Source organism: Gilliamella sp. B2887 (assembly GCF_026537015.1).
Classification (GTDB): Bacteria; Pseudomonadota; Gammaproteobacteria; order Enterobacterales; family Orbaceae; genus Gilliamella.
This window is the reverse complement of the sequence record NZ_JAFNMX010000003.1, coordinates 49765-73769: the sequence shown is the minus strand read 5'-3', so window position 1 is coordinate 73769 and position 24005 is coordinate 49765. Positions and strand designations below refer to the sequence as shown.

Here is a 24005-nt window from a genome sequence, read left to right as displayed (position 1 = left end):
GTGGTTATCGATTGAGCTCTTTTAGATTTACTTCAATTTCATAGCGCATTTCACTAATTTCTTCTGAATTTTGCTGATTTAACACCTCAATAAAAGCTTCAATATACGACCCAATTAATGCTCTTTCATCACCTAATGATTGCGCCCATGCTCGTTCTAACCTTGCTAATAAAGTCCGATTTGGCATCTCATCACGGGGATGAACTTTGAGCGATTTTAGTCGTTCATGGCTCTCTTGTCTTTGTTCATCAGTTAATCCTATTGGGCTATGATCAATAACTTTTCCATGTTGAATGCCTGTTTCAAGTTCAACTACATCAACTTCTAACAAACCATTCAAATCATAACTAAAACGCACATCAATACCTTGTGTTTTCTCCATCGGGGTTACCAACACATCAAACTGATCAATCAATACATTATTTTCTACGCGTGGGCTTTCGCCTTGATAAACCGAAATACCAATAATTTTCTGTTGCGGGTGCACCGTGTAAAAAGTTTTTACTTTCGAGGTTGGAACAATGGTATTGCGTTCTATAATTGGTGCAAATAATCCGTCCACATTACCTGAACTACTTTCAATACCTAATGTATAAGGACATACATCCGTTAAAATAACCTCTTCAATATCTGCATTACGTAATCGACAAGCAGCTTGAACAGCAGCGCCTTGGGCCACAATCGTGGTAGGATTAATATGGCGATAAGGTAATTTTCCAAACAACTTCGTTACCAATTCACGCACTATACCGAGTTGCGATGAGCCACCTACCAACACAATATGCTCAAGCTGATTAGTCTTTAAACGCGCATCATTTAAAGCTTGTTCAATAGGCGCACGCAAACGATTAAGAAGTGGTAACCATAGCGTTTTGGCTCGGTTTTCATTTAAGGAAAATTGCCACTGCTTATCTTGCCAAAACCAAGTTAATTTGTGCAATTCATCTCTGTTTAATTTACATTTTAGTTGCTCCGCTAAATCCAATAAACGTGCATAGTCATCAACAGGAATATCTTTCTGTTTAAGATTCCACTCATTTAAGCAGGCCTTAACCAGTTCATCAGTAAAATCTTCACCACCTAAATAGTTGTCTCCAGCAGATGCATGTACTTCAATAATTGGCAAAGCATACTCCAGTACAGTCACATCAAAGGTACCACCACCTAAGTCAAAAACGAGAGTATTACCTGATTGCTCTTCATGTAACCCATACGCCATAGCTGCTGCGGTTGGCTCATTGATTAAACGTACTGCATTTAAACCCGCTAATTCTGCGGCAAAACGTGTTTGTTTGCGTTGTTCATCATTAAAATAAGCAGGAACAGAAATCACGACATCGTGTATTTCTTGGTTTAAATAAGCTTCGGCATCGGCTTTAAGTGATTTTAGCACCATGGCAGAAAGTTCAGTTGGTGTAAATTTCTTGTCATCCAATTCAAATACTTTATTAGAGCCTAGAAAACGTTTGAATGCTGCTGCCGTTCTATTTGGATGAGTAGTTAAACGGGATAAAGCTGCACGCCCAACTAAAATAGAATCATCTTCATCAATACTTACAACTGATGGAGTGATAATTTCTCCTATTGAATTGGGAATAAGTATTGGCTTACCATCTTGCCAGACACAAATTAAACTATTGGTAGTACCTAAATCAATTCCTATGGGGTGATGCATAATTGGTTTTTTCTCTTTATATTTTTAAAGTTAATATCAACAATATTATATAGTTAATACTGCTTGGGGTACAATTCTATCAAACGTTTGAATATTCAAATTTAATTTAACTTATTATATAATTCATATCTCGAAATGAGACCAATAAAAATAATCATTTCCATTTGTATTTATTATTTTCAATAAATGACCATTAAATCAATCGTCATTTAAAAATTGCACTAATAATTATCTTTATTTTTGTATATCAACAATTTTACTAGTTAAGTGACCACTAACTAATCGGGTTGTGATAAGCTCACCTTCGTTTACTTGTTCAACATGACGCACAACGGTATTTTGTTGATTGGTCGTTATAGAGTATCCTCTTTCTAATGTCCCAAGTGGACTGACACTATTAAGTTGTGAAGTTTGCAAAATAAATTGATGTCGTGACTGAGTTATTTTTTGATGAATTAAATTAACAATTTGCTGACGTTTTTGGCGAATTAGCTGACTCAAGTAGATAATATTATTTTGTGGTGATAGCCGTAATAGTTGTTTATCTAAAAAATTATGGCAATTTGACTGTTTGAGTAAATATTGCTGCATATTTTCATATAAAGCATGCTGGTAAGAAAGTAATCGATTTAACTTTTTTGCTAGTTTAGCTTGTGGATGTTGGGTATGTAATTGGTGACGCCACTTATTGAGCATTTCACGGCGTCGTGTTAAATAATAATCCATTGCCATAGATAAATGCTGCTCTTGAACTTGAATACGCCTAATTTGCTCCAAATTATCGCGACTGACCAATTCAGCTGCAGCTGAGGGAGTTGCTGCTCTGACATCTGCAACAAAATCGGCAATGGTGAAATCAATTTCATGTCCAACGGCACTGACAATTGGCAATTGGCTGGCAAAAATTGCTCTTGCGACCACTTCTTCATTAAATGACCATAAATCTTCGAGTGAACCACCACCTCGACCGACAATTAACACATCACATTCTTGACGAACATTGGCAATTTGAATCATTTTAGCGATTTGCGCAGCAGCTTCTGTACCTTGTACTTGCGTTGGATAAATAATTAAATGCAAACTTGGATCACGACGTTTTAAGATCTGACAAATATCATGTAATGCCGCTCCAGTTGAAGAGGTAACAATGCCAACAGTACGAATATTTTCAGGCAATGACTGTTTATAAATAAAATCAAATAAACCTTCTTCAAATAATTTTTGTTTTAATTGTTCAAACTTTTGTTGTAACAATCCTGCGCCAGCGGGTTGGATTTTATCAATAACAAGTTGATATTCACCGCGTGCCTCATAGAGTGTAACTGTAGCTCTAACCAATACCTGCTGACCATTTTGTGGTGTAAAGCCAGCACGGAAATTGCTATTGCGAAACATGGCACAACGAACTTGAGCTGTATCATCTTTTAACGTGAAATACCAATGCCCAGAAGCTGGACGAGAAAAATTAGAAATTTCGCCCATCAGCCAAATTTGACCAATCGCATCAGAAAGAAGATCTTTCACCATTTGATTAAGATCTTTAACCGATAAAATCGAACTATTGTGCTGCATAGTCTTCCTCTGTTGTTATGATACAGTTACCTATTTTAAGCTAAATCAAATTGTGCCCAAATTGGCGCATGATCAGACGGTTTTTCCATGGCGCGAATATTGTAATCAATGCCTGTTTGTTGACAATATGCCATCAGCTTTTCACTTGCTAAAATCAAATCAATTCTTAATCCAGTATGGGTATCAAATCCCTTAGAACGATAATCAAACCACGAATATTCCTGCTTTGTTGGATGTTCATTACGATAAGTATCTGTAAACCCAAGCGACAGTAAATTGTTCATCCAATCCCGCTCTTCAGGTAAAAATGAACATTTACCAGTACGTAACCAACGTTTACGGCTATCGTCTGAAATGCCGATATCCAAATCGGTTGGGCTAATATTCATATCGCCCATAATTAAGCAGAGCTGATCACTCAATTGCTGTTGCTTTAAATGATGAATCAGATCTTGATAAAATTTACGTTTTGCAGGGTATTTGATTTCATGATGCAGACTTTCTCCTTGCGGAAAATAACCATTAATCACCGTTAAATTACCTTGTCTGGTTGCTAACTGAGCCATAATTAATCGGCATTGTGCATCATCGCTATCCGTTGAAAAACCACATTGAACCGAAAGGGGCTTTTGCTTAGTTAACAGTGCCACACCATAATGCCCTTTTTGCCCATGATAATTTAAGTAATAACCAAACTGTTCCAGTTCTTCAACTGGAAACTGATCATTATGAACTTTGGTTTCTTGCAAACCTATCACATCCGGTTGATGCTGGTCGATAATGGCGGCTAATTGATGTATTCGAGCCCGAAGGCTATTAATATTAAAAGAAATAACTTTCATGATAAATTTATTATATTGGAATTAAGGTTGCAATAGTCCCATCCTACCAAAAATACGTTATACTGTTAAGCTATTATAGTAACAGTTATCATTTGTGAGAAAAGGAATAACCGAATATGTCTACGGAATTACTTGCCTTACGCGATAAAATCGATGAAATCGATCAATCAATTTTATCTCTAATTAATAAAAGATTATCATTAGTTGCCAAAGTTGGCGATGTAAAAAGCAAACACGGTATTCCGATTTACGATCCCAAGCGTGAAGCAGAAATGTTAGCCCAAAGAAGACAAGAGGCTGAAAATATTGGCGTTTCACCTTCTTTAATTGAAGATATATTACGCCGTTTAATGCGTGAATCATACATCAGTGAAAATAACAAAGGTTTTAAAAAGGTCTATACCGGTCAAGGTTCTATTGTTATCGTTGGAGGTAATGGACAAATGGGTAGATTGTTTACCCGTCTATTCACTTTATCTGGTTACCATGTTAAAACCTTAGGTTCTAAAACCATGCATCAAGCAGCTGAAGTGGTTGCTGATGCCGCAGCAGTGATTGTGACAGTACCAATTAACAAAACATGCGAAATCATCGATCAATTACCGCAACTGCCTAAGGATTGTATTTTAACCGATTTCACGTCTATAAAAGTTAAACCCCTGGAGGCTATGCTCAAAAAGCATTCCGGTCCTGTTGTTGGGCTGCATCCGATGTTTGGTCCTGATGTGCCGAATTTAGCAAAACAGATTATTGTCTATTGTGAAGGGCGTGAACCAGCTAAATATGAATGGTTAATTGAACAAATGCGTATTTGGGGAGCCAATTTATGTGCAATTGATGCTAAAGAGCATGATAAATGCATGTCATTTATTCAAGCTTTACGCCATTTTACCTCTTTTTCATATGGCGTGAATATGCAGCGGGAACAAGCCGATTTAGAACAATTGATTGCTCTATCTTCTCCTATTTATCGCCTAGAATTAATGATGGTTGGTCGATTGTTTGCGCAAGATCCAGTACTTTATGCCGATATTATTATGGCATCTGACGAAAATATTGAGTTGATCAAACATTATTACCAATGTTTCGGAGAAATGGTTGAATTAATTGAGCAACGTAACAAAGAAAAATTTATTGAGAATTTTAATAACGTCACTGAGTGGTTTGGTAATTACGCCCAACGCTTTATTAAAGAAAGTCAGGTTTTACTTAAATTTGCTAATGATAATCGGGAATGATTTTATACTAAAACGTATAGTCAACCTCAAACTTTTTTACAAAAAGTTCATACATACTGCGTCTAGTTAAAATGATTTATAAATAATAATCTTATAGTTAAAAGCAGACCAAAATAAAATTTAGTGTGAGGGAATAAAATGTCTAATCGAAAATATTTTGGAACAGATGGGATTCGAGGAAAAGTTGGAGAATACCCCATCACACCGGATTTTGCGCTTAAGCTAGGGTGGGCTGCAGGTCGTATACTTGCCAAAGATGGGGTTAAAAAAGTATTAATTGGTAAAGATACGCGTATTTCGGGTTACATGCTTGAATCAGCTCTTGAAGCAGGATTTGCTTCGGCTGGTGTTGCTACTGCATTTACTGGTCCCATGCCAACCCCAGCTATTGCCTATTTAACACGAACATTTCGAGCTGATGCTGGTGTAGTGATTTCGGCATCGCATAACCCCTTTTATGATAATGGTATTAAATTTTTTTCAACCGAGGGGAAGAAACTTGATGATGCAATCGAATCAGAAATTGAAGCTCAACTTGAAAAAGAGATCGACTGCGTTGAATCCAAACAACTCGGACGTGCAAGCCGCATTACCGATGCAGCAGGCCGTTATATCGAATTTTGTAAAAGCACCTTTGATCATGATTTAAGTTTAGCTGGATTAAAAATAGTCGTCGATTGTGCTAACGGTGCCACTTATCATATCGCCCCTAAAGTTTTACGTGAACTTGGTGCAAATGTGATAAAGATTGGCTGTGAACCCGATGGTGTCAATATTAATGAAAACTGTGGTGCTACTGATGTAAAGGCATTAACCAAAAGTGTTCTTGAAGAAAAAGCTGACTTAGGCTTTGCTCTTGATGGAGATGGTGATCGCATTATTATGGTCGATCATAAAGGCAATAAAATTGATGGTGATTTAATTATTTACATTATTGCCCGTGAAGCCTTAAGACAAGGTCAACTAAAAGGAGGTGTTGTTGGCACATTAATGAGTAATATAGGACTTGAAATCGCGCTTAAAAATTTGGGCATTCAATTTGTTCGCGCTAAAGTTGGTGACCGTTATGTACTTGAAAAAATGCTTGAAAAAAATTGGCGTTTAGGTGCTGAAAATTCTGGTCATGTTTTATTGTTAGATAAAACCACCACTGGTGATGGTATCATTGCTGGTCTACAAGTTTTAGCTGCTATGGTGCGTAATGACATGTCATTGGCGGATTTATGTAGTGGTATGACTATGTTGCCACAAATATTAATTAATGTACGATTTTCTGGCAAACACGATCCATTAACAAATTCTAATGTCAAATTAGCCATTAAACAAGCCGAAAAACAACTTGGTATTCATGGGCGTGTTTTGATTCGAAAATCAGGAACAGAACCACTCATTCGCGTCATGGTAGAAGGTAGTAATTCTGCGGAAGTACAGAAACTAGCAGAACAAATTTCTGAAGCAGTTAAAGCATCAAATTAGGTTAATTAATCCCCATTAATGTGACAATTAATAGGGGATTATTTCTAATAAAGTAACACGAGAAGTTGCTATTCTTTACACAAATTTAGTAAAAAGTGTCTAAATTCTTAATTTTGTTAATCAAAGGTTGACTTATTATAGGCAATTAGGTTTAAAATAGAAGCTTCGGATTATTACAAGCGATTGCTTATACCTTTATCAAAAAAGAATATAGGCAGTATTTTTAAATTTTAGAAATAAGGTAAGAGGGTTTTATGTCAGTTTCCTCTCCAGCTTCACCACAAGCTTATATCAAGCATCATCTTGAGAACTTGCAAGTAGGTTCTGGTTTTTGGACCTTTAATCTGGATTCGTTGTTCTTTTCAATTGTACTAGGTATTATCTTTTTATGGATATTCCATTGTGTAGCTAAAAAAGCGACCAGTGGTGTACCGAGTAAATTGCAATGTGCAGTAGAAATACTCTTCGAATTTGTTAATAACACTGTCAAAGACATGTTCACTGGTCAAAATAAACTCATTGCACCGTTAGCCCTAACAGTGTTTACTTGGGTGTTCTTGATGAATTTAATGGATCTCATTCCAGTAGATTTTTTACCTTACGCAGCGCAATATTTAGGTATTTCTCATTTAAGAGTCGTTCCTTCTGCAGATGTTAGTATCACAATGTCAATGTCATTAGGCGTATTTATTCTTATTATAATCTATTCAATTAAATACAAAGGTATTTCTGGATTTATTAAAGAATATACACTTCATCCTTTTAATCATTGGGCATTTGCACCAATCAATTTAATCCTTGAACTTGTTAGCTTATTAGCTAAACCTGTTTCTCTAGGACTTCGACTTTTCGGTAATATGTATGCAGGTGAACTTATTTTTATCTTAATTGCTGCACTATTACCTTGGTGGTCACAATGGATATTGTCATTACCTTGGGCCATATTCCATATTTTAATTATTACGTTACAAGCTTTTATTTTTATGGTGTTGACGATCGTCTATTTAGCAATGGCATCGGCAACGGAAGATCACTAATTTCACTATTTTTTTGATAATAAACTGGAGTATATAATGGATAGTATGTTATTTGTAGCCGCAGGCATAATGATGGGATTAGCTGCAATTGGTGGTGCAGTTGGTATTGGATTACTAGGTGGTAAATTCCTTGAAGGTGCTGCTCGTCAACCTGAATTAATGCCTATGTTACGTACCCAATTCTTTATCGTTATGGGCTTAGTTGATGCGATCCCAATGATCTGTGTGGGTATTGCACTTTATGTTATTTTTGCTGTTGCCGGTTAATAAACTTTTAAGAGGAATCGTCTCATGAATATGAACGCAACTCTCCTCGGCCAAGCAATTACATTTGTATTGTTTGTTTGGTTCTGCATGAAGTTTATTTGGCCACCTGTTATTAATGCGATTGAAAAACGCCAAAAAGAAATAGCAGAAGGTCTTGCTTCAGCAGAAACAGCAAAAAAAGATTTGGAATTAGCCAAAGCAAATACATCTGACATAATGCAACAGGCTAAGGTAGAGGCTAATGCAATTATTGAGCAAGCAAATAAACGTAAAGCTATCATTCTTGAAGAAGCTCAACAAGAAGCGATTCGCGAGAAAGAACGTATTGTTGCTCAAGGACTTGCCGAAGTAGAAGCTGAACGCAAACGCGCTAGAGAAGAGCTTAAACAACAAGTCGCTACACTCGCTATTGCCGGTGCAGAAAAAATTATTGAACGTTCTGTTAATGAAGCCGCAAATAGCGACATCATTGATAAACTCGTAGCTGAACTGTAAGGAGAACAGAGCAATGACTGACTTAATTACAATTGCTCGCCCTTATGCTAAAGCCGCTTTTGATTTTGCGGTAGAAAAAAACAGCATCGAATCATGGCATAAAATGTTGGTATTAACTTCTCAAGTAAGCAAAAATGCACAAATAAGAAGTATTCTAACATCTGATATGAAAACTGATTTGGTGGCTAATTTACTCATCAACATCTGTAAAGATGTATTGGATGAGTTTAGCACTAATTTTATTAAAGTGATGGCTGAAAACAAACGATTATCGCTTCTTCCTGAAGTGTTAACTTTATTTGAACAATATTGTTTAGATAAAGAAGCTCAAGCAGATGTGGATGTCATTTCAGCTAGTGAATTAACTAGTGAACAACTTAATAAAATTTCTATCGCTGTCGAAAAACGTTTATCACGAAAAGTAAAACTAAAATGTCATATTGATAAATCGCTCATTTCTGGTTTTATTATTCGTACGGGCGATATGGTTATTGATAGTAGTATCAGAGGGCGTTTAAATCGTTTAAATGACGCTCTACAGTCTTAAGGGGACTGATAATGCAGCTAAATTCAACTGAAATAAGTGAACTAATTAAAGAGCGGATAGCTCAGTTCAATATTGTGAGTGATGCTCACAATGAAGGAACGATCATCTCAGTTAGTGATGGTATTCTTCGAATTCACGGATTAACCAATGTAATGCAAGGCGAAATGATTGCATTACCTGGTAATCGATATGCAATGGCATTAAACCTAGAACGAGATTCAGTCGGTGCGGTGGTTATGGGACCATACGAAGACTTATCGGAAGGGATGAAAGTGCAATGTACTGGTCGCATTTTACAGGTACCAGTGGGTGATGGCTTATTAGGTCGTGTTATCAATACACTTGGTGAACCAATTGATGGAAAAGGTTCTATTCAACATGACGGTTTCTCACCTGTAGAAGTTGTTGCTCCAGGCGTTATCGATCGTCAATCTGTTGACCAAGCGTTACAAACTGGTTATAAAGCGGTTGACTCAATGATTCCAATTGGTCGTGGTCAGCGTGAACTTATTATCGGTGACCGTCAAACAGGTAAAACAGCATTAGCAATCGATGCAATTATTAACCAGCGTGATTCAGGTGTAAAATGTATCTATGTCGCAATAGGTCAAAAACAGTCAACTATTGCAAACGTAGTACGTAAACTTGAAGAACATGGTGCACTTAAAAATACAATCGTTGTTGTCGCTTCAGCGTCTGAATCAGCCGCATTACAATATTTAGCGCCTTACGCTGGTTGTGCTATGGGAGAATACTTCCGTGACCGTGGACAAGACGCATTAATTGTTTATGATGATTTATCTAAACAAGCCGTTGCTTATCGTCAAATTTCATTACTACTTCGTCGCCCACCTGGACGTGAAGCGTATCCTGGTGATGTGTTCTATCTTCATTCACGTTTACTTGAACGTGCAGCTCGTGTTAACGAGGCTTATGTTGAAGAGTTCACTAAAGGCGAAGTAAAAGGTAAAACCGGTTCATTAACTGCTTTACCAATTATCGAAACTCAAGCGGGTGACGTTTCTGCATTCGTACCAACTAACGTAATTTCGATTACAGATGGTCAGATATTCCTTGAAACCAGCCTATTTAACTCAGGTATTCGTCCTGCAGTTAACCCAGGTATTTCGGTTTCTCGTGTTGGTGGTGCTGCACAAACTAAGATAATGAAAAAATTATCAGGCGGTATTCGTACAGCACTTGCACAATATCGTGAACTGGCTGCGTTCTCACAGTTTGCTTCTGACTTAGATGAAGCAACAAGAAACCAATTAAGTCATGGTGAAAAAGTAACTGAACTATTGAAACAAAAGCAATATTCGCCTATGACTGTTGCAGAGCAATCAATTGTACTTTACGCTGCTGAGCGTGGTTACCTTGAAGATGTAGAACTTGCTAAAGTATTACCTTTTGAAGCAGCACTGCTTGCTTATGCCCACAGTCAATATGCGGATTTTGTCACACAAATCGACGAAACGGGTAATTACAATGATGAGATTGAAAGTAAATTAAAAGCAATACTTGAAAGCTTTAAATCAACTCAAACTTGGTAAGGGTGAGGTAAAAAATGGCTAATGCAAAAGAAATTAGAACAAAAATTGCCAGTATCCAAAGTACGCAAAAGATTACTAAAGCAATGGAAATGGTTGCCAATTCTAAAATGCGTAAAACACAAGATAGAATGGCCGCAAGTCGTCCATATGCTGAGATGATTCGAGAAGTAATTGGACATTTAGCGTTAGCTCAGATAGGCGCCAAACATCCTTATTTAGAAGAAAGAGATGTAAAGCGAGTTGGCTATCTTATCATTTCAACTGATCGTGGTTTATGCGGTGGTTTAAATATCAATCTTTTCAAAACTGTCATTGCTGATATGTCAGCATGGCAGGAAAAAAATGTTGAAGCTGATGTTGCTTTGATTGGTTCTCGAGGTGTTTCATTTTTTTCATCAGTAAAAACAAACATCTTAACGCAAGTCACGAATTTGGGTGACGAACCAACTTTATCCGATTTAATTGGACCGGTAAAAACAATGCTTGAGGCATATGACAATGGCAAAATTGATAAATTATATATTGTTACGAATAAATTTATTAATACCATGTCACAAAAACCAACAATACAGCAATTATTACCATTACCGCAATCAGAAGATAAAGCGCTCAAAGCTTCATCATGGGATTATATTTATGAGCCTGATGCTAAATCACTATTAGATGTGATTTTACGTCGTTATATTGAATCACAAGTCTATCAAGCTGTGGTTGACAATCTAGCGAGTGAACAAGCGGCAAGAATGGTGGCCATGAAAGCAGCAACAGATAACGGTGCAAACTTAATTAATGAATTACAAATTGTGTACAATAAAGCACGTCAAGGTGCGATCACAAATGAATTGATTGATATTGTATCCGGTGCAGCCGCTGTTTCAGGTTAGTGCTAAATATTGGCTTATAGTTAAGAAAAAGACGTAGAGGATTAAAAATGGCTACTGGAAAGATTGTCCAGATCATCGGTGCGGTGGTTGATGTCGAATTCCCAGAAGATGCAGTACCAAAGGTATATGATGCATTAGAAGTAGAAACCGGCGCTGAAAAATTAGTTCTGGAAGTTCAACAACAATTAGGTGGTGGTGTTGTTTGTTGTATCGCAATGGGATCATCTGATGGTTTAAGACGTGGACTTAAAGTAGTAAATACAGGTCACGGCATCGAAGTACCCGTCGGTACTAAAACACTTGGTCGTATAATGAACGTACTAGGTGATCCTGTTGATAAAGCAGGTCCAATTGGTGAAGAAGAGCGTTGGGCAATTCACCGAGCAGCACCAACTTATGAAGAACTAGCTAACTCGACTGAATTACTGGAAACGGGTATCAAAGTTATCGACTTAATTTGTCCATTTGCTAAAGGTGGTAAAGTTGGTCTGTTCGGTGGTGCAGGTGTTGGTAAAACTGTTAACATGATGGAATTAATCCGTAACATCGCTATCGAACATTCAGGCTACTCAGTATTTACCGGGGTAGGTGAACGTACTCGTGAAGGTAATGACTTCTATCACGAAATGAAAGAATCAAACGTACTTGATAAAGTATCGTTAGTATATGGTCAAATGAATGAGCCACCTGGAAACCGTTTACGTGTAGCGTTAACGGGCTTAACCATGGCTGAGAAATTCCGTGATGAAGGGAAAGATGTTCTTCTATTCATCGATAATATTTACCGTTATACCTTAGCTGGTACTGAAGTATCTGCGCTATTAGGTCGTATGCCTTCAGCGGTAGGTTACCAACCAACATTAGCAGAAGAGATGGGCTTGCTACAAGAGCGCATTACTTCAACTAAAACCGGTTCAATCACTTCAATTCAAGCGGTATACGTGCCAGCCGATGACCTGACTGACCCATCACCAGCAACAACTTTTGCTCACTTGGATGCAACGATCGTATTGAGTCGTCAAATTGCCTCATTAGGTATCTACCCTGCGGTGGATCCATTAGATTCAACCAGTCGTCAGTTAGATCCATTAGTTGTTGGTCAAGAACACTATGATTGTGCTCGTGGCGTTCAGTCAATTTTACAACGCTACCAAGAATTAAAAGATATCATTGCAATTCTTGGTATGGACGAATTATCAGAAGACGATAAATTAACCGTTGCTCGTGCACGTAAAATTCAACGCTTCTTATCTCAACCATTTTTCGTGGCGGAAGTATTTACAGGCTCACCAGGTAAATATGTACCATTGAAAGATACCATCAGTGCCTTTAAAGGAATTATGAATGGCGATTATGATCACATTCCGGAACAAGCATTCTATATGGTTGGTTCAATCGACGAAGTAATTGAGAAAGCGAAATCTCTCTAAGAGATTCATTGAACGGAGATAGTATTATGGCACTAACTTCCTATCAATTAGAAGTTGTTAGTGCTGAATCTCACCTATTTTCAGGTGATGTTCAGCGAATCAGAGTCACAGGTCAAGAAGGTGAACTTGGGATCTACCCTGGTCACACTCCCCTACTTACCATGATTAAACCGGGTATGGTAGGTATTGTCAAAGCAAATGGTGAAGAAGAGTTTATCTACCTTTCTGGTGGCGTATTAGAAGTTCAACCGAATATTGTGACAATCTTAGCTGATACCGCAATCCGCGGTGAAGACTTAGATGAAGCAAGAGCACAAGAAGCAGTAAGACAAGCGCAAGAACATATTAATCATCCAAGTGATGATATGTCATTTGCTCAAGCATCAGCAGAGTTATCAAAAGCTTTGGCAAAAATTCGCGTTATCGAATTAACACGCCGCATAGGGCAATAATTAGCTTTTTACTGTGTTAGCATAAAATAGAAGGTTACATCTTATTGATGTAACCTTCTATTTTATTACACTTTTTAAAGCAATAAAATTAACCCAGTCAAAATAACAATCACTGAAAATCAGTTTATTATCATTCGCTACTTGTATTACCAATTTTTATCTCTTTAACAAATCATGACTACCCATATATAACCATATAAATTTATTGATTAAATATCAAATATACCGCAAACCTCAGGATGATTCTACGCTATTATGCGATTGATAAACGATCCAAAAGAGACCCATTATATTAAAACTTTTATTCGCTTATCCCCCCCTGTCTAATACACTACAGCAAATGTCTATGCCAGATTCTGCAAATATTTTTCAAGGATACATTTATATTTATTTGAATAATCGTTATTTCGCTAAATACAATCAAAACGAATCGGCAATAGTCTTGATTTGTCTATATGTTAATAGAAGAGTTGAAGCTTTTAGTGCGATTTGGCACCCAAAAATATCATGTTAAGCTATGATAACCAGCTTAAACACTTAGTAAAAGCATAAATTGGCATGAGCCATAGTGTATTTGCTTAAGAGGCTTAAGAGAATATTGCCATTTTTGTTAAAGCCCTTATATAATTTAATATAAAATGAAATGTTATACACAAACGTTTGATTAATATAACTCATTATATATTATTAATATCTTTCTTTATTTTCTTGCTAAAACGTTTTGACAAAAATCTATCATACTATGTGATATTTATAATCTAATTGTTTAAAATTACTGTGCTAGATTTATTAGTCGCTATCGGCGATAATTTGAGTCAATTTATATAACATTAATGTGATCATGTTTACCATTTACCATTCCAATCAAGTTGATTTACTCAAGACACTGTTAAGTGAATTGATGCGCAGACAGCCATTAGAAGATATCTTTACACCCGATGTTGTGATGGTGCAAAGTCAAGGTATGGGACAATGGTTGCAAATTGCTTTAGCAGATGAACTGGGTATAGTAGCAAATGTTGATTTTCTTTTTCCGACCCAGTTTATTTGGCAACTTTATCAAAGTTTATTGCCTGATGCGCCAGTTGAAAACAGTTATAGTATTGAGACAATGACTTGGCGTTTGTATTATTTACTTCCACAAATTATTGAGCAAGGCGAATTTAACACACTTAAACATTATCTTAATATTGATAAGCAAGATCGAAAGCTTTATCAGTTAGCAACCCGCATTGCCCGCTTATTTGACCAATATTTGGTTTATCGTCCTGATTGGCTAGCAAAATGGGAAGCAAATCAAACTGTTGACGAACTCAATCATCATGCCGATGAAATTTGGCAAGCAGAATTATGGCGACAACTGATTGCAATTAGCCAGCCCTATCACCGTGCGAATATTTATCAACAAATGCTAGAAATTTTGTTAGATGATAATTTCGATAGCACTCGACTAAATCAGCTTCCCGAACGTATTTTTATTTTTGGTATCACCTCGCTACCACCTATTTATCTTTCCTTGCTATCAGCACTAGGGCTACATATTGATGTACATTTAATGTTTAATAATCCTTGTAAATGGTACTGGGGCGATATTGTCGAAAAACAGCTATCCGACATTTTAAATACACCGGATAAGATCCCAAATCCATTATTAACCTCGTGGGGAAAATTAGGTCGCGACAATTTATTTTTATTACAAGAATTTAATAGTAAACAAGATATTGAAGCCTTCGTCGATCAAGAACGCTCTTGCTTGTTACACGCTATTCAGCAAGATATTTTAGAACTTTATCATAATAATTCGAATAATAAACACCTCGCTATGTCCGATAAATCCATTTCGTTCCATATTTGTCATAGCGAACAACGTGAAGTCGAAATATTATACGATTATCTGTTATCGGTTTTTGATGCAAATCCTGACATTGAACTTCGCGATTGTATTGTGATGGTTTCAGATATTGATCGCTATGTACCTTATATTCGTGCCGTATTCGGTAATGCCAGTGGTGATCGTTATTTACCATTTACGATTTCTGACCAAAAGGCTCGTAATATCGATCCAATCGTTCAGGGATTTTTTGCTATTTTAAACTTTCCCAATAGTCGATTCACTGCAGAAGAGCTATTTAATTTACTGGAAATTCCCGCCATTGCTGAAAATTTTGCTATTAATGAATCACAATTAATTTTATTGCGAACATGGATTATCGAATCTGGTATCCGTTTTGGTCTGGAAAGTGCACACAGTTGGCTATTCGGACTTGAGCGATTATTGCTTGGTTATACCATGAATAGTGAACAAGGGGGTTGGCAACAAATTTTACCTTATGATGGTGCCACAGGATTAGATGCTGAGCTTATCGGTCAATTGGCTCAGTTCATTAAAGTTGTTCGTAAATGGTTTATGATACTAAATGAAGCCAAACCATTATCTGAATGGCAAGGTTATTGCCTTGAACTAATTAATGACTTTTTTAAGCATAATGAGCAACGCGATGCTCTTTTATTAATGATAGAAGATGAATGGGAACAATTAATTAATAGTGGCCTAACAGCTCAATTTACCGAACTTATTTCGATCACTGTTTTGCATGATGCAATGCAGGCTCGTTTAGAACAAAATCACTTAGCACATCGTTTTTTAGTCGGTAAAATCAATTTTTGTACTATGATGCCTATGCGATCTATTCCATTTAAAGTAGTTTGTTTGCTCGGTATGAATGATGGCGACTACCCAAGAACATCACTACCGCTGGATTTTGATTTAATTGCCAAATATCCAAGACGAGGCGATCGCAGTCGTCGAACTGATGATCGTTATCTATTTTTAGAAGCCATTTTATCCACTCAATATCAACTCTATATCAGTTATGTCGGACGTGATATGAAAGATAATAGCGAACGTTACCCATCCGTACTGGTTGATGAACTTTGGGAATATATTGTTCAATATTATGGTGAATCAACAAAAAACACAGAAAACAATATTGATTTTTTAAAAGTTTTTCACACTAGAACGCCATTTAATCCTTTAAACTTTTTACAAGAACCGAAAAGTTATGCCGATGAGTGGTTACCGGCTGCCTTGAAAAAAGGAGAAAGCCAAACATTCATTAGTCAAATACCAGCTATCAGTATTGATTGTATTAATCTTGATGAATTAAAACGTTTTTTTCAACACTCTATTCGGTTTTTTTTGCAAAAACGGTTTAATTTTTATGTCAGTTATCTTGATGATACTTTACCTGATGCCGAAAACTTTAATCTGGATAACTTAAAACGTTATCAACTCAATGTGCAAATTTTAAATCAATTAATTACTCAAACATCTAAAGATTCAAAAGTTCTTTATCAGCAATTAAGATTAACTGGTGAGCTGCCTGATGGCGCTTTTGGTGAGATCATTTATGATGAGCAAAGCGAAGCTATGCAATCTTTAGCAGATAAAATCTGTCAAGAACGGTTAGAGATGACCAGTGAGGAAGTCAATATAACAATTGAGGTAAATAATCAACATTACCCACTTCAAGGTTGGCTAACACATTTGCAATCCGATGGTATTTTAACTTGGCGACCATCAAAACTTTCAATTCGTGATGGTATTTCATTATGGATAGATCACTTGGTTTATTGCATTTTATACCGTGAGAAAGTTGATAGCCAAAGCCGCATTTATGGTCGTGATGATCAAGAATGGCGATTTTCGCATTTAGATGCCAACGAGGCATTAACTTACTTAACCCCACTAGTTGAAAGTTTTTTGCAAGGCATCAATCAACCGTTATTAATGCCAATTCAAAGTGCGTGGAATTGGTTAACCTTTGCTTATAATAAAAAAACAGGCGAAATTGTTGATAGTGATAGGGCTAAAAATCAGCTTATGAATACTTGGCAAGGGATTCTTTTTCAATCATCAGAATGCGACAGCTACTATGAACGTTTGTATCCTGAATTAACTGAAGAACAAGTTGAACAAATCATCGATTTTGCTAAGCAATTTTTATTGCCAATTTTATTACATCAAGTAACAGTAGAATAGGAGGCATTATGTTCATAGATACACACTGTCATTTCAATTTTCCTGCTTTTTTGACAGCGTTAGACAACTCAATGAATTGTATTCGACAAGCTAAAATTGCCAGTTTAATTATGCCTGCCATATCAGCAGATCATTTCAGTCAAATTCTGCAACTCACTGAGCAATATGATGAACTTTATGCCGCACTGGGCTTGCATCCTATCTATCAACATTCTCATACTGATCTTGAAAAATTATCCGATATCATTAGTACTTCTCCTAAAAAATTAGTTGCCATTGGCGAAATCGGCTTAGACCGTTATGACATTTCCGTAGATTGGCAACAACAACTTACTTTTTTTCGAGCTCAACTGGCGTTAGCTAACCGCTATGAATTACCCGTTTTAATTCATTCACGTAAAACTCATGATGTAATTTATCATGAGTTACATCAAGCTAATTTACCGTGTCGTGGCGTGATCCATGGTTTTTCCGGTAGCTATCAACAAGCAATGCAATTTATCAAATTAGGCTATTATATTGGTGTAGGTGGCGTAATAAGTTATGCTAGAGCAAATAAAACACGCCATGCCATTGCAAAGTTACCTCTCGAAAGCCTAGTATTAGAAACTGATGCCCCTGATATGCCTTTAAGCGGTCGACAAGGGCAAATAAACCGTCCTGAAAACATTGTCAATATATTTAATATTCTTTGTCAATTACGTATTGAAGATTCAGAACAAATATGTAGAACGATTCTAACAAATACCTTGACGCTATTTAGCAGAATTAATAATATGAAAATTCAAAACCAAGCACATCAATAACTTTTTAATTATTAATAGGTTAATTAGACACAAGGTGATGCTTTATGTTTCAACGCCGTAGTCGTATTTTTGTGCAAACCATTATTTCGCTTACTCGATTATTTCCGTTATGGGCAATTCTTTGCGCAATAGTTGCCTATTTATTACCTAATGCATTCCTTCCAGTTCGACCACAAACATCACACTTATTGATGTTTGTAATGTTTTCTATGGGAGTAACGTTAAGTATTAATGATTTTAAAAGAGTGGTGGCGAAACCTAAGGCAGTCATCATTTGTATCTTACTGCATTATATTGTTATGCCATTCACTGCTTTAATCTTATCTAAATTACTTACTATGCGACCTGAGTTATTAGTCGGGCTGGTTCTAGTTGGTAGCGTAGCTAGCGGTACAGCCTCCAATGTGATGATCTATCTAGCTAAAGGTGATGTGGCGTTGTCAGTTACTGTCTCATCAGTTTCAACTCTTATCGGTGTAGTGGTTACTCCAATTCTCACTCTTTTACTCGTTGGTACAACGGTTGAAGTTCCCGTTTGGGATATGTTAGTGCATCTTATCCAAATTGTTCTCATTCCTATTATTTAGGGAAACCCGTTAAAAGTAAGAAAAAATCTAACAATTAATTGTGAATATTGTAAAATAACATTTACTCACTCTCTTACTTAATAATAATCGATATGAGAGTATAACCTTAGGATTTACTATGATCCTTCTCTTCCAGCATAACAATCAATTTTAGGCTGAAAAAATGAATAGCGAATTCCAGTTACCACCCTTTGTTTATCGAATATTACCTTGGATTGCTGCATTTGCATTTTTTATGCAATCACTTGATACCTCAATTTTAAATACGGCTTTGCCAACTATGGCTAAAGATCTCAAAGAATCACCGCTAAACATGCAATCAGCAGTAATATGTTATGCAATAACATTAGCGTTATTTATTCCAGTAAGCGGCTTTTTATCGGACCAATTCGGGACACGAAATATTTTTGTAATGGCTGTATCGCTTTTTACCTTAGGATCACTACTTTGTGCCTTGTCCAATTCATTATTTTTTTTAGATATATCACGGGTTATTCAAGGTGTCGGCGGATCAATGATGGTACCTGTTTCACGTTTAGTTTTGATTAAAGCATTTAAACGCAATGAGTTCTTAGCCGCGTTAAACACAGCAACGATTCCAGGTTTAATCGGTCCAGTACTAGGACCGGTTTTAGGAGGCTACCTTGTAGATATGGTAAGTTGGCACTGGATCTTTTTTATTAATTTACCAATTGGTATTGTCGGGATAATGATTAGCTTAAAATATATGCCTAATATAAAAGGCAAACGAATGCCTTTTGATTCATTTGGATTTATCTTTATCATTATCACTTTTATTAGTGCAACCCTTAGTGTTGAATGTTTAAATCAAGGTCAACAATATTATTTACCGCTGGGTCTTGCTGTCACTAGTCTAGTTTTTTTATTTATTTATCGCAGCTATGCAAAAAAGAAACAAGCCCCTCTATTTCCTCTCTCTTTATTTGATATACGAACGTTTAAAATAGGCATTATCGGTAATTTAGTCTGTCGATTAGGTATTTCTGGAGTGCCTTTTCTTATTCCTTTATTTCTACAAGTTGGTTTTGGTTATTCGGCAATTTTTGCTGGAATGATGCTCATGCCAATGGCAATTGCATCGATTTGTACAAGGTTTTTTATTACTCGGATTCTTGCTCGTTTAGGCTATCGTTTTGTACTAATGGCAAATACCATCTTAGCAGGAATTTTGATCCTTTTAATGTCATTATTAAATTTAACTACTCCTCTTTTGATATTAGGTGTTTTGCTATTTTGTATTGGAGGCATCAATTCAATGCAATTTACTTCAATGAACAGTATAACGTTAGCCAATTTACAAGGAGAAAGCACAAGTAGTGGTAATAGTTTAATGGCTGTCAATCAACAGTTAGCTATCAGTTTTGGTACTGGTTTTGGTGCTTTATTGGTAAGATTATTTGGTAAAACAACAACGACTATTCACGCTTTTCAATTAACCTTTGTTATACTAGGTATTGTAACTATGCTATCAAGCGTGATTTTTGCTCAATTAAAAAAACAAGATGGTCAGAATTTAACGGCTCGCCATTAAGCGACAAGGAGATAACGATTATGTTTCAGTATCAAATCATTCCAGTTACGGATTTTCAAGAAAATTGCAGTATTATCTGGTGTAACGAATCAAATGAGGCTGCTTTTATCGATCCCGGTGGAGAGCCAGAATTACTCAAGAAAGCGGTTGAAAAGCTCGGGGTTAATATCAAACAGATTTTATTAACACACGGTCATTTAGATCATGTGGGCGCCGCCACTGAATTAGCGAAACATTATGATGTTAAAATCTTTGGTCCTAGTCAAGAAGATGAGTTCTTATTTACAGCCTTACCACAACAATCTATGCAATTAGGTTTTCCTTATACCGAAAGTTTTTTACCCGATCGTTGGTTAAAAGAAGGGGATCAAATCCAAGTAGGAAATATCACCCTTGATGTGCTATTTTGTCCGGGACACACACCAGGTCATATCGTATTGATCAATAAGCAAGATAAACTGGCATTTGTCGGTGATGTACTTTTTAAAAATAGTATTGGACGCACAGATTTTCCACGTGGTAACCATTCTGATTTAATTTCGTCAATTAAAAACAAGTTATTGCCACTTGGTGAAGATTTTATTTTTGTGCCGGGACATGGCCCTATGTCCACATTTGGTAATGAGCAATACAATAACCCATATTTAGTTTAAACAATCCATTATTTCTTTTGTTATCACATTTTTTATATGAAAGTGTGATAATGGATCTCGCCTTAACCATTATATAAGTAAACTTTTAAAATAAAAAATAGTTTACAACTTAAAACATTGCGCTATTATAACGCTATGATTTAGGTATTAAAGGTAGAAAACAATGAATAAACAAATGACGTCTTATTATCCAACATTTATCACAACAATGATTGATTTATCCTCATGGCAACGTAAGCTCTTGGCTACAACAAGTTCCGCATTACTGTTAGGTGTAGCAGCTAATGTAAGTATTCCAACCTACCCTGTGCCATTTACTTTACAATCATTAGCCGTATTGCTAATTGGCGCTTTTTTAGGTCGTAAACTCGGTGCATTAGCCATACTTCAATACCTGTTTTTAGGCGCAATGGGATTGCCACTGTTTGCCAATGGCAGCAGTGGATTTATGGCACTAGTATCGCCTTCTGCTGGTTATCTATATGGGTATGCATTTAGTGCTTATATTGCTGGATTTGCTGCCGAGAAAGGTTACGATCGTCGCTTTCTTTTAGGATTGATCGCCTTTGCTTGTGCCCATCAATTAATCTTTGTATTTGGCGTAACTTATTTAATGGGTTATTTACATATTTCACTTACTGAAGCATTACAAGTAGGTTATTTTCCTTTCGTAGGTGTTGATGCGCTCAAGTTTATCATTGCTACTTGTGTTATGTTTTCATTATGGCGTTATCATGCAAGAAAACACCGATAAAGATGCAAGTTGGTGATATCATTTTTCAATCTCAGAATGAGCAAAGCGAGTTTAATAAAGCAATTACTCATTCTGGTTCCTTGATGAATTCAAACGACATAATGAATCAAATAAACCATGTCGGCTTATATATTGGCAACGATCTGGTCATTGAAGCGACCCCAAAACATGGAGTTATTAAGCAACCTATTAAATCTTTTTTAGCAACAGCTCAATATAATTGGGTTGCAACTATTAACAATAACGTTGTCATTAAAAATGCATTAATTCGTGTTCAAGACTGTTTAGGATTACCCTATAACCATAGTTTTCGTTCAGATGCGAAAGGATTTTACTGTAGTCAACTTATTACTTATGCTTTTAAATATGAATCAGGTAAAGACTATTTCAACCTTTATCCTATGAACTTTAAGAATTTAACCACTGGTCAGATTCTCCCATATTGGATCAATTATTATCGAGAACTAAAACAAATGATCCCTCAAGGGGAGCTTGGATCACATCCACAACAACTATTAAGACAAAAGAAACTATTTAAGACTATCCTAACAATTAAATAATGATAATAAGTTAAAAATTAATCAAACAAAGAATTTCCGATAATTAACTATTGACATAACCCCAGTAAATCTATAATATGCACGCCACATTGGATTCCTCCATAGTTCAGTCGGTAGAACGGCGGACTGTTAATCCGTATGTCACAGGTTCAAGTCCTGTTGGAGGAGCCAACTTTTCACATTATTTCCATTTGTAGCGAAGATTTTTACCTTTCACTTCTTGCTTATTCTTATTAATCCCCATACTAAAAATTTTAATTAAACAAGTAAACAAAACTTACTGACTTGATACGATGATTTAATTTATCCGCTATAAAAATAATTAAAAAAAGTACCATAATCATCGTTGGTATAATTTTCTTCTAATATATTTGGTTTTCTTTTTATCATGCGATAGTCAAATAATCATTATTAGCATAATTAATATTGCTTTGTTAGCAAACTAAATCACATCAAACTATGAACATGAAAATATCAATTTTTCGTAACCTTTATTTATTCATGTCATTTAATTTAATTTAATTTAATTTTAAGATTATAAATTAACCACTTAGTTAAAATAATGATGAAGACGAGTTTATAGAAAAATAATGTTATTTTTCTTATTTTAAAAAATGGTTTAAACGATGTAATTAAAGATGAATATAACGGTACTCATCGAATTTATCATTACATATGCAATTATTGAAATACAAATATTTTGTTTTTATCCCTGTTATCGCTTAATATAGTGTTGAGTGTTTTTTTAAGATAATTAATATTAAATTTCTTATTTACTAATTTAATAATTTCAATATATTAGAGATCTATGCATATCCATTTTATTATTCATGAAGAATTTGAAACACCAGGCGCCTACGAACAATGGGCAAAAATACACCAACATACTATTAGTTATTCTCGCGTTTATCTTGGCGAAGCACTACCTGATAATATCAATCACATTGATTTTTTAATTATTATGGGTGGACCACAATCCCCGGCAACGACAAAGCAAGAATGTACGTATTTTGATTCATTAGCTGAACAAGCAGTAATTTTATCAGCAATTCAATCAGATAAAGTTGTTATTGGTGTTTGCTTAGGATCACAATTGATTGGTGAAGCATTAGGTGCCACTCATGAACACAGTCCAGAAAAAGAAATTGGCAAATTTCCAATTACATTAACTGATGTGGGCAAGCATCATTCTCTATTTACGCATTTCGGTGATAAATTAGCGGTAGGTCATTGGCACAATGATATGCCAGGATTAACTAAAGATGCTCAAATAATTGCTTATAGTGAAGGCTGTCCGCGGCAAATTATTGCTTACAGTAAATTCGTTTATGGTTTTCAATGTCATTTGGAGTTAACACACAAAGTAGTTGAAAAACTTATCTCTCATTCACTAAATGATCTCAATCAAGCTGCGAATTATCGCTTTGTTGATACACCAGATATGTTACGTAATCATGATTACAGCCAAATGAATTTAAAACTTTTTGTTTTTCTTGATAAGTTGAGTTTAGATTATCTATCAAGCCCAAAATAGATAGAAAGTTAACCATTAGGAAAATGAAATGACGCATGGCAATATTGTT

At 35.8% G+C, this 24005-nt stretch carries 21 protein-coding genes and 1 tRNA gene; 19 read left to right on the top strand and 3 right to left on the bottom strand.

All coding sequences use genetic code 11. The annotated features are described in order from the left end of the window. Positions 1 to 4: 4 nt before the first annotated feature. From J3U13_RS03665 to xthA, 3 genes are all read right to left on the bottom strand, one after another. The gene (locus tag J3U13_RS03665) at positions 5 to 1675 is read right to left on the bottom strand and encodes a molecular chaperone HscC (RefSeq protein WP_324169958.1); all 1671 of its coding nucleotides are present in this window, start codon (positions 1673 to 1675) and stop codon (positions 5 to 7) included. 234 nt (positions 1676 to 1909) lie between these two features. Beyond that, on the bottom strand, positions 1910 to 3247 hold the full coding sequence (gene xseA, locus J3U13_RS03660) for an exodeoxyribonuclease VII large subunit (protein WP_267340235.1): 1338 nt from the start codon (positions 3245 to 3247) through the stop codon (positions 1910 to 1912). Between the two features lie 35 nt (positions 3248 to 3282). Then, positions 3283 to 4089: an exodeoxyribonuclease III gene (gene xthA, locus J3U13_RS03655; RefSeq protein WP_267340234.1), complete on the bottom strand. Its 807-nt coding sequence runs from the start codon at positions 4087 to 4089 to the stop codon at positions 3283 to 3285. Between the two features lie 116 nt (positions 4090 to 4205). Here xthA and tyrA point away from each other — a divergent pair, with 116 nt between their 5' ends. The 19 genes from tyrA (at position 4206) to J3U13_RS03560 (ending at position 23956) form a co-directional block, all read left to right on the top strand. Beyond that, on the top strand, positions 4206 to 5327 hold the full coding sequence (gene tyrA / locus J3U13_RS03650) for a bifunctional chorismate mutase/prephenate dehydrogenase (protein WP_267340232.1): 1122 nt from the start codon (positions 4206 to 4208) through the stop codon (positions 5325 to 5327). A 138-nt stretch (positions 5328 to 5465) separates the two neighbouring features. Beyond that, positions 5466 to 6803, top strand: coding sequence for a phosphoglucosamine mutase (glmM, locus tag J3U13_RS03645; RefSeq protein ID WP_267340231.1), 1338 nt, complete (start codon positions 5466 to 5468; stop codon positions 6801 to 6803). 254 nt (positions 6804 to 7057) lie between these two features. Continuing rightward, positions 7058 to 7840: a F0F1 ATP synthase subunit A gene (atpB, locus tag J3U13_RS03640; RefSeq protein WP_267340230.1), complete on the top strand. Its 783-nt coding sequence runs from the start codon at positions 7058 to 7060 to the stop codon at positions 7838 to 7840. Positions 7841 to 7876: 36 nt separating this feature from the next. Further along, on the top strand, positions 7877 to 8107 hold the full coding sequence (atpE, locus tag J3U13_RS03635) for a F0F1 ATP synthase subunit C (protein WP_034901511.1): 231 nt from the start codon (positions 7877 to 7879) through the stop codon (positions 8105 to 8107). Between the two features lie 24 nt (positions 8108 to 8131). Beyond that, on the top strand, positions 8132 to 8602 hold the full coding sequence (gene atpF, locus J3U13_RS03630; protein WP_267340228.1) for a F0F1 ATP synthase subunit B: 471 nt from the start codon (positions 8132 to 8134) through the stop codon (positions 8600 to 8602). A gap of 13 nt (positions 8603 to 8615) precedes the next feature. Further along, the gene (gene atpH, locus J3U13_RS03625; protein WP_267340226.1) at positions 8616 to 9149 is read left to right on the top strand and encodes a F0F1 ATP synthase subunit delta; all 534 of its coding nucleotides are present in this window, start codon (positions 8616 to 8618) and stop codon (positions 9147 to 9149) included. Positions 9150 to 9160: 11 nt separating this feature from the next. Next, complete coding sequence (gene atpA, locus J3U13_RS03620) at positions 9161 to 10702, top strand: F0F1 ATP synthase subunit alpha (RefSeq protein ID WP_416380633.1); 1542 nt, start codon at positions 9161 to 9163, stop codon at positions 10700 to 10702. 14 nt (positions 10703 to 10716) lie between these two features. Next, positions 10717 to 11586: a F0F1 ATP synthase subunit gamma gene (atpG, locus tag J3U13_RS03615; RefSeq protein ID WP_267340225.1), complete on the top strand. Its 870-nt coding sequence runs from the start codon at positions 10717 to 10719 to the stop codon at positions 11584 to 11586. Positions 11587 to 11633: 47 nt separating this feature from the next. After that, a complete protein-coding gene (atpD, locus tag J3U13_RS03610; protein WP_267340224.1) occupies positions 11634 to 13016 on the top strand; it encodes a F0F1 ATP synthase subunit beta in 1383 nt (460 codons plus the stop codon). Positions 13017 to 13042: 26 nt separating this feature from the next. Next, complete coding sequence (locus J3U13_RS03605) at positions 13043 to 13468, top strand: F0F1 ATP synthase subunit epsilon (RefSeq protein WP_267340223.1); 426 nt, start codon at positions 13043 to 13045, stop codon at positions 13466 to 13468. 841 nt (positions 13469 to 14309) lie between these two features. Then, complete coding sequence (gene recC, locus J3U13_RS03600) at positions 14310 to 17510, top strand: exodeoxyribonuclease V subunit gamma (protein ID WP_267340221.1); 3201 nt, start codon at positions 14310 to 14312, stop codon at positions 17508 to 17510. A gap of 8 nt (positions 17511 to 17518) precedes the next feature. Next, positions 17519 to 18316 carry a TatD family hydrolase gene (locus tag J3U13_RS03595; RefSeq protein ID WP_267340220.1) on the top strand — a complete coding sequence of 266 codons (798 nt, stop codon included), beginning with the start codon at positions 17519 to 17521 and terminating at the stop codon, positions 18314 to 18316. A 44-nt stretch (positions 18317 to 18360) separates the two neighbouring features. Beyond that, positions 18361 to 18903, top strand: a complete 543-nt coding sequence (locus tag J3U13_RS03590) for a bile acid:sodium symporter family protein (RefSeq protein WP_274460535.1) — start codon at positions 18361 to 18363, stop codon at positions 18901 to 18903. A 163-nt stretch (positions 18904 to 19066) separates the two neighbouring features. Next, the gene (locus tag J3U13_RS03585; RefSeq protein ID WP_267340219.1) at positions 19067 to 20455 is read left to right on the top strand and encodes an MFS transporter; all 1389 of its coding nucleotides are present in this window, start codon (positions 19067 to 19069) and stop codon (positions 20453 to 20455) included. Between the two features lie 20 nt (positions 20456 to 20475). Beyond that, entirely contained in the window at positions 20476 to 21108 is a 633-nt protein-coding gene (locus J3U13_RS03580; protein ID WP_267340217.1) for an MBL fold metallo-hydrolase, read from the top strand. A gap of 163 nt (positions 21109 to 21271) precedes the next feature. Beyond that, the gene (locus J3U13_RS03575; RefSeq protein WP_267340215.1) at positions 21272 to 21862 is read left to right on the top strand and encodes a biotin transporter BioY; all 591 of its coding nucleotides are present in this window, start codon (positions 21272 to 21274) and stop codon (positions 21860 to 21862) included. Next, a complete protein-coding gene (locus J3U13_RS03570; RefSeq protein WP_267340214.1) occupies positions 21832 to 22422 on the top strand; it encodes a YiiX/YebB-like N1pC/P60 family cysteine hydrolase in 591 nt (196 codons plus the stop codon). The genes J3U13_RS03575 and J3U13_RS03570 overlap by 31 nt, the downstream gene beginning before the upstream one ends. Before the next feature lie 95 nt (positions 22423 to 22517). Then, positions 22518 to 22593, top strand: a tRNA-Asn gene (locus J3U13_RS03565). 637 nt (positions 22594 to 23230) lie between these two features. After that, positions 23231 to 23956 carry a type 1 glutamine amidotransferase gene (locus J3U13_RS03560; RefSeq protein WP_267340213.1) on the top strand — a complete coding sequence of 242 codons (726 nt, stop codon included), beginning with the start codon at positions 23231 to 23233 and terminating at the stop codon, positions 23954 to 23956. Positions 23957 to 24005 lie beyond the last annotated feature (49 nt).

Excerpts from the sequence above, each read along its gene's own strand:
- J3U13_RS03665 (WP_324169958.1), bottom strand. The coding sequence starts at position 1,675 with ATGCATCACCCCATAGGAATTGATTTAGGTACTACCAATAGTTTAATT.
- xseA (WP_267340235.1), bottom strand. The coding sequence starts at position 3,247 with ATGCAGCACAATAGTTCGATTTTATCGGTTAAAGATCTTAATCAAATG.
- xthA (WP_267340234.1), bottom strand. The coding sequence starts at position 4,089 with ATGAAAGTTATTTCTTTTAATATTAATAGCCTTCGGGCTCGAATACAT.
- tyrA (WP_267340232.1), top strand. The coding sequence starts at position 4,206 with ATGTCTACGGAATTACTTGCCTTACGCGATAAAATCGATGAAATCGAT.
- glmM (WP_267340231.1), top strand. The coding sequence starts at position 5,466 with ATGTCTAATCGAAAATATTTTGGAACAGATGGGATTCGAGGAAAAGTT.
- atpB (WP_267340230.1), top strand. The coding sequence starts at position 7,058 with ATGTCAGTTTCCTCTCCAGCTTCACCACAAGCTTATATCAAGCATCAT.
- atpE (WP_034901511.1), top strand. The coding sequence starts at position 7,877 with ATGGATAGTATGTTATTTGTAGCCGCAGGCATAATGATGGGATTAGCT.
- atpF (WP_267340228.1), top strand. The coding sequence starts at position 8,132 with ATGAATATGAACGCAACTCTCCTCGGCCAAGCAATTACATTTGTATTG.
- atpH (WP_267340226.1), top strand. The coding sequence starts at position 8,616 with ATGACTGACTTAATTACAATTGCTCGCCCTTATGCTAAAGCCGCTTTT.
- atpA (WP_416380633.1), top strand. The coding sequence starts at position 9,161 with ATGCAGCTAAATTCAACTGAAATAAGTGAACTAATTAAAGAGCGGATA.
- atpG (WP_267340225.1), top strand. The coding sequence starts at position 10,717 with ATGGCTAATGCAAAAGAAATTAGAACAAAAATTGCCAGTATCCAAAGT.
- atpD (WP_267340224.1), top strand. The coding sequence starts at position 11,634 with ATGGCTACTGGAAAGATTGTCCAGATCATCGGTGCGGTGGTTGATGTC.
- J3U13_RS03605 (WP_267340223.1), top strand. The coding sequence starts at position 13,043 with ATGGCACTAACTTCCTATCAATTAGAAGTTGTTAGTGCTGAATCTCAC.
- recC (WP_267340221.1), top strand. The coding sequence starts at position 14,310 with ATGTTTACCATTTACCATTCCAATCAAGTTGATTTACTCAAGACACTG.
- J3U13_RS03595 (WP_267340220.1), top strand. The coding sequence starts at position 17,519 with ATGTTCATAGATACACACTGTCATTTCAATTTTCCTGCTTTTTTGACA.
- J3U13_RS03590 (WP_274460535.1), top strand. The coding sequence starts at position 18,361 with ATGTTTCAACGCCGTAGTCGTATTTTTGTGCAAACCATTATTTCGCTT.
- J3U13_RS03585 (WP_267340219.1), top strand. The coding sequence starts at position 19,067 with ATGAATAGCGAATTCCAGTTACCACCCTTTGTTTATCGAATATTACCT.
- J3U13_RS03580 (WP_267340217.1), top strand. The coding sequence starts at position 20,476 with ATGTTTCAGTATCAAATCATTCCAGTTACGGATTTTCAAGAAAATTGC.
- J3U13_RS03575 (WP_267340215.1), top strand. The coding sequence starts at position 21,272 with ATGAATAAACAAATGACGTCTTATTATCCAACATTTATCACAACAATG.
- J3U13_RS03570 (WP_267340214.1), top strand. The coding sequence starts at position 21,832 with ATGGCGTTATCATGCAAGAAAACACCGATAAAGATGCAAGTTGGTGAT.
- J3U13_RS03560 (WP_267340213.1), top strand. The coding sequence starts at position 23,231 with ATGCATATCCATTTTATTATTCATGAAGAATTTGAAACACCAGGCGCC.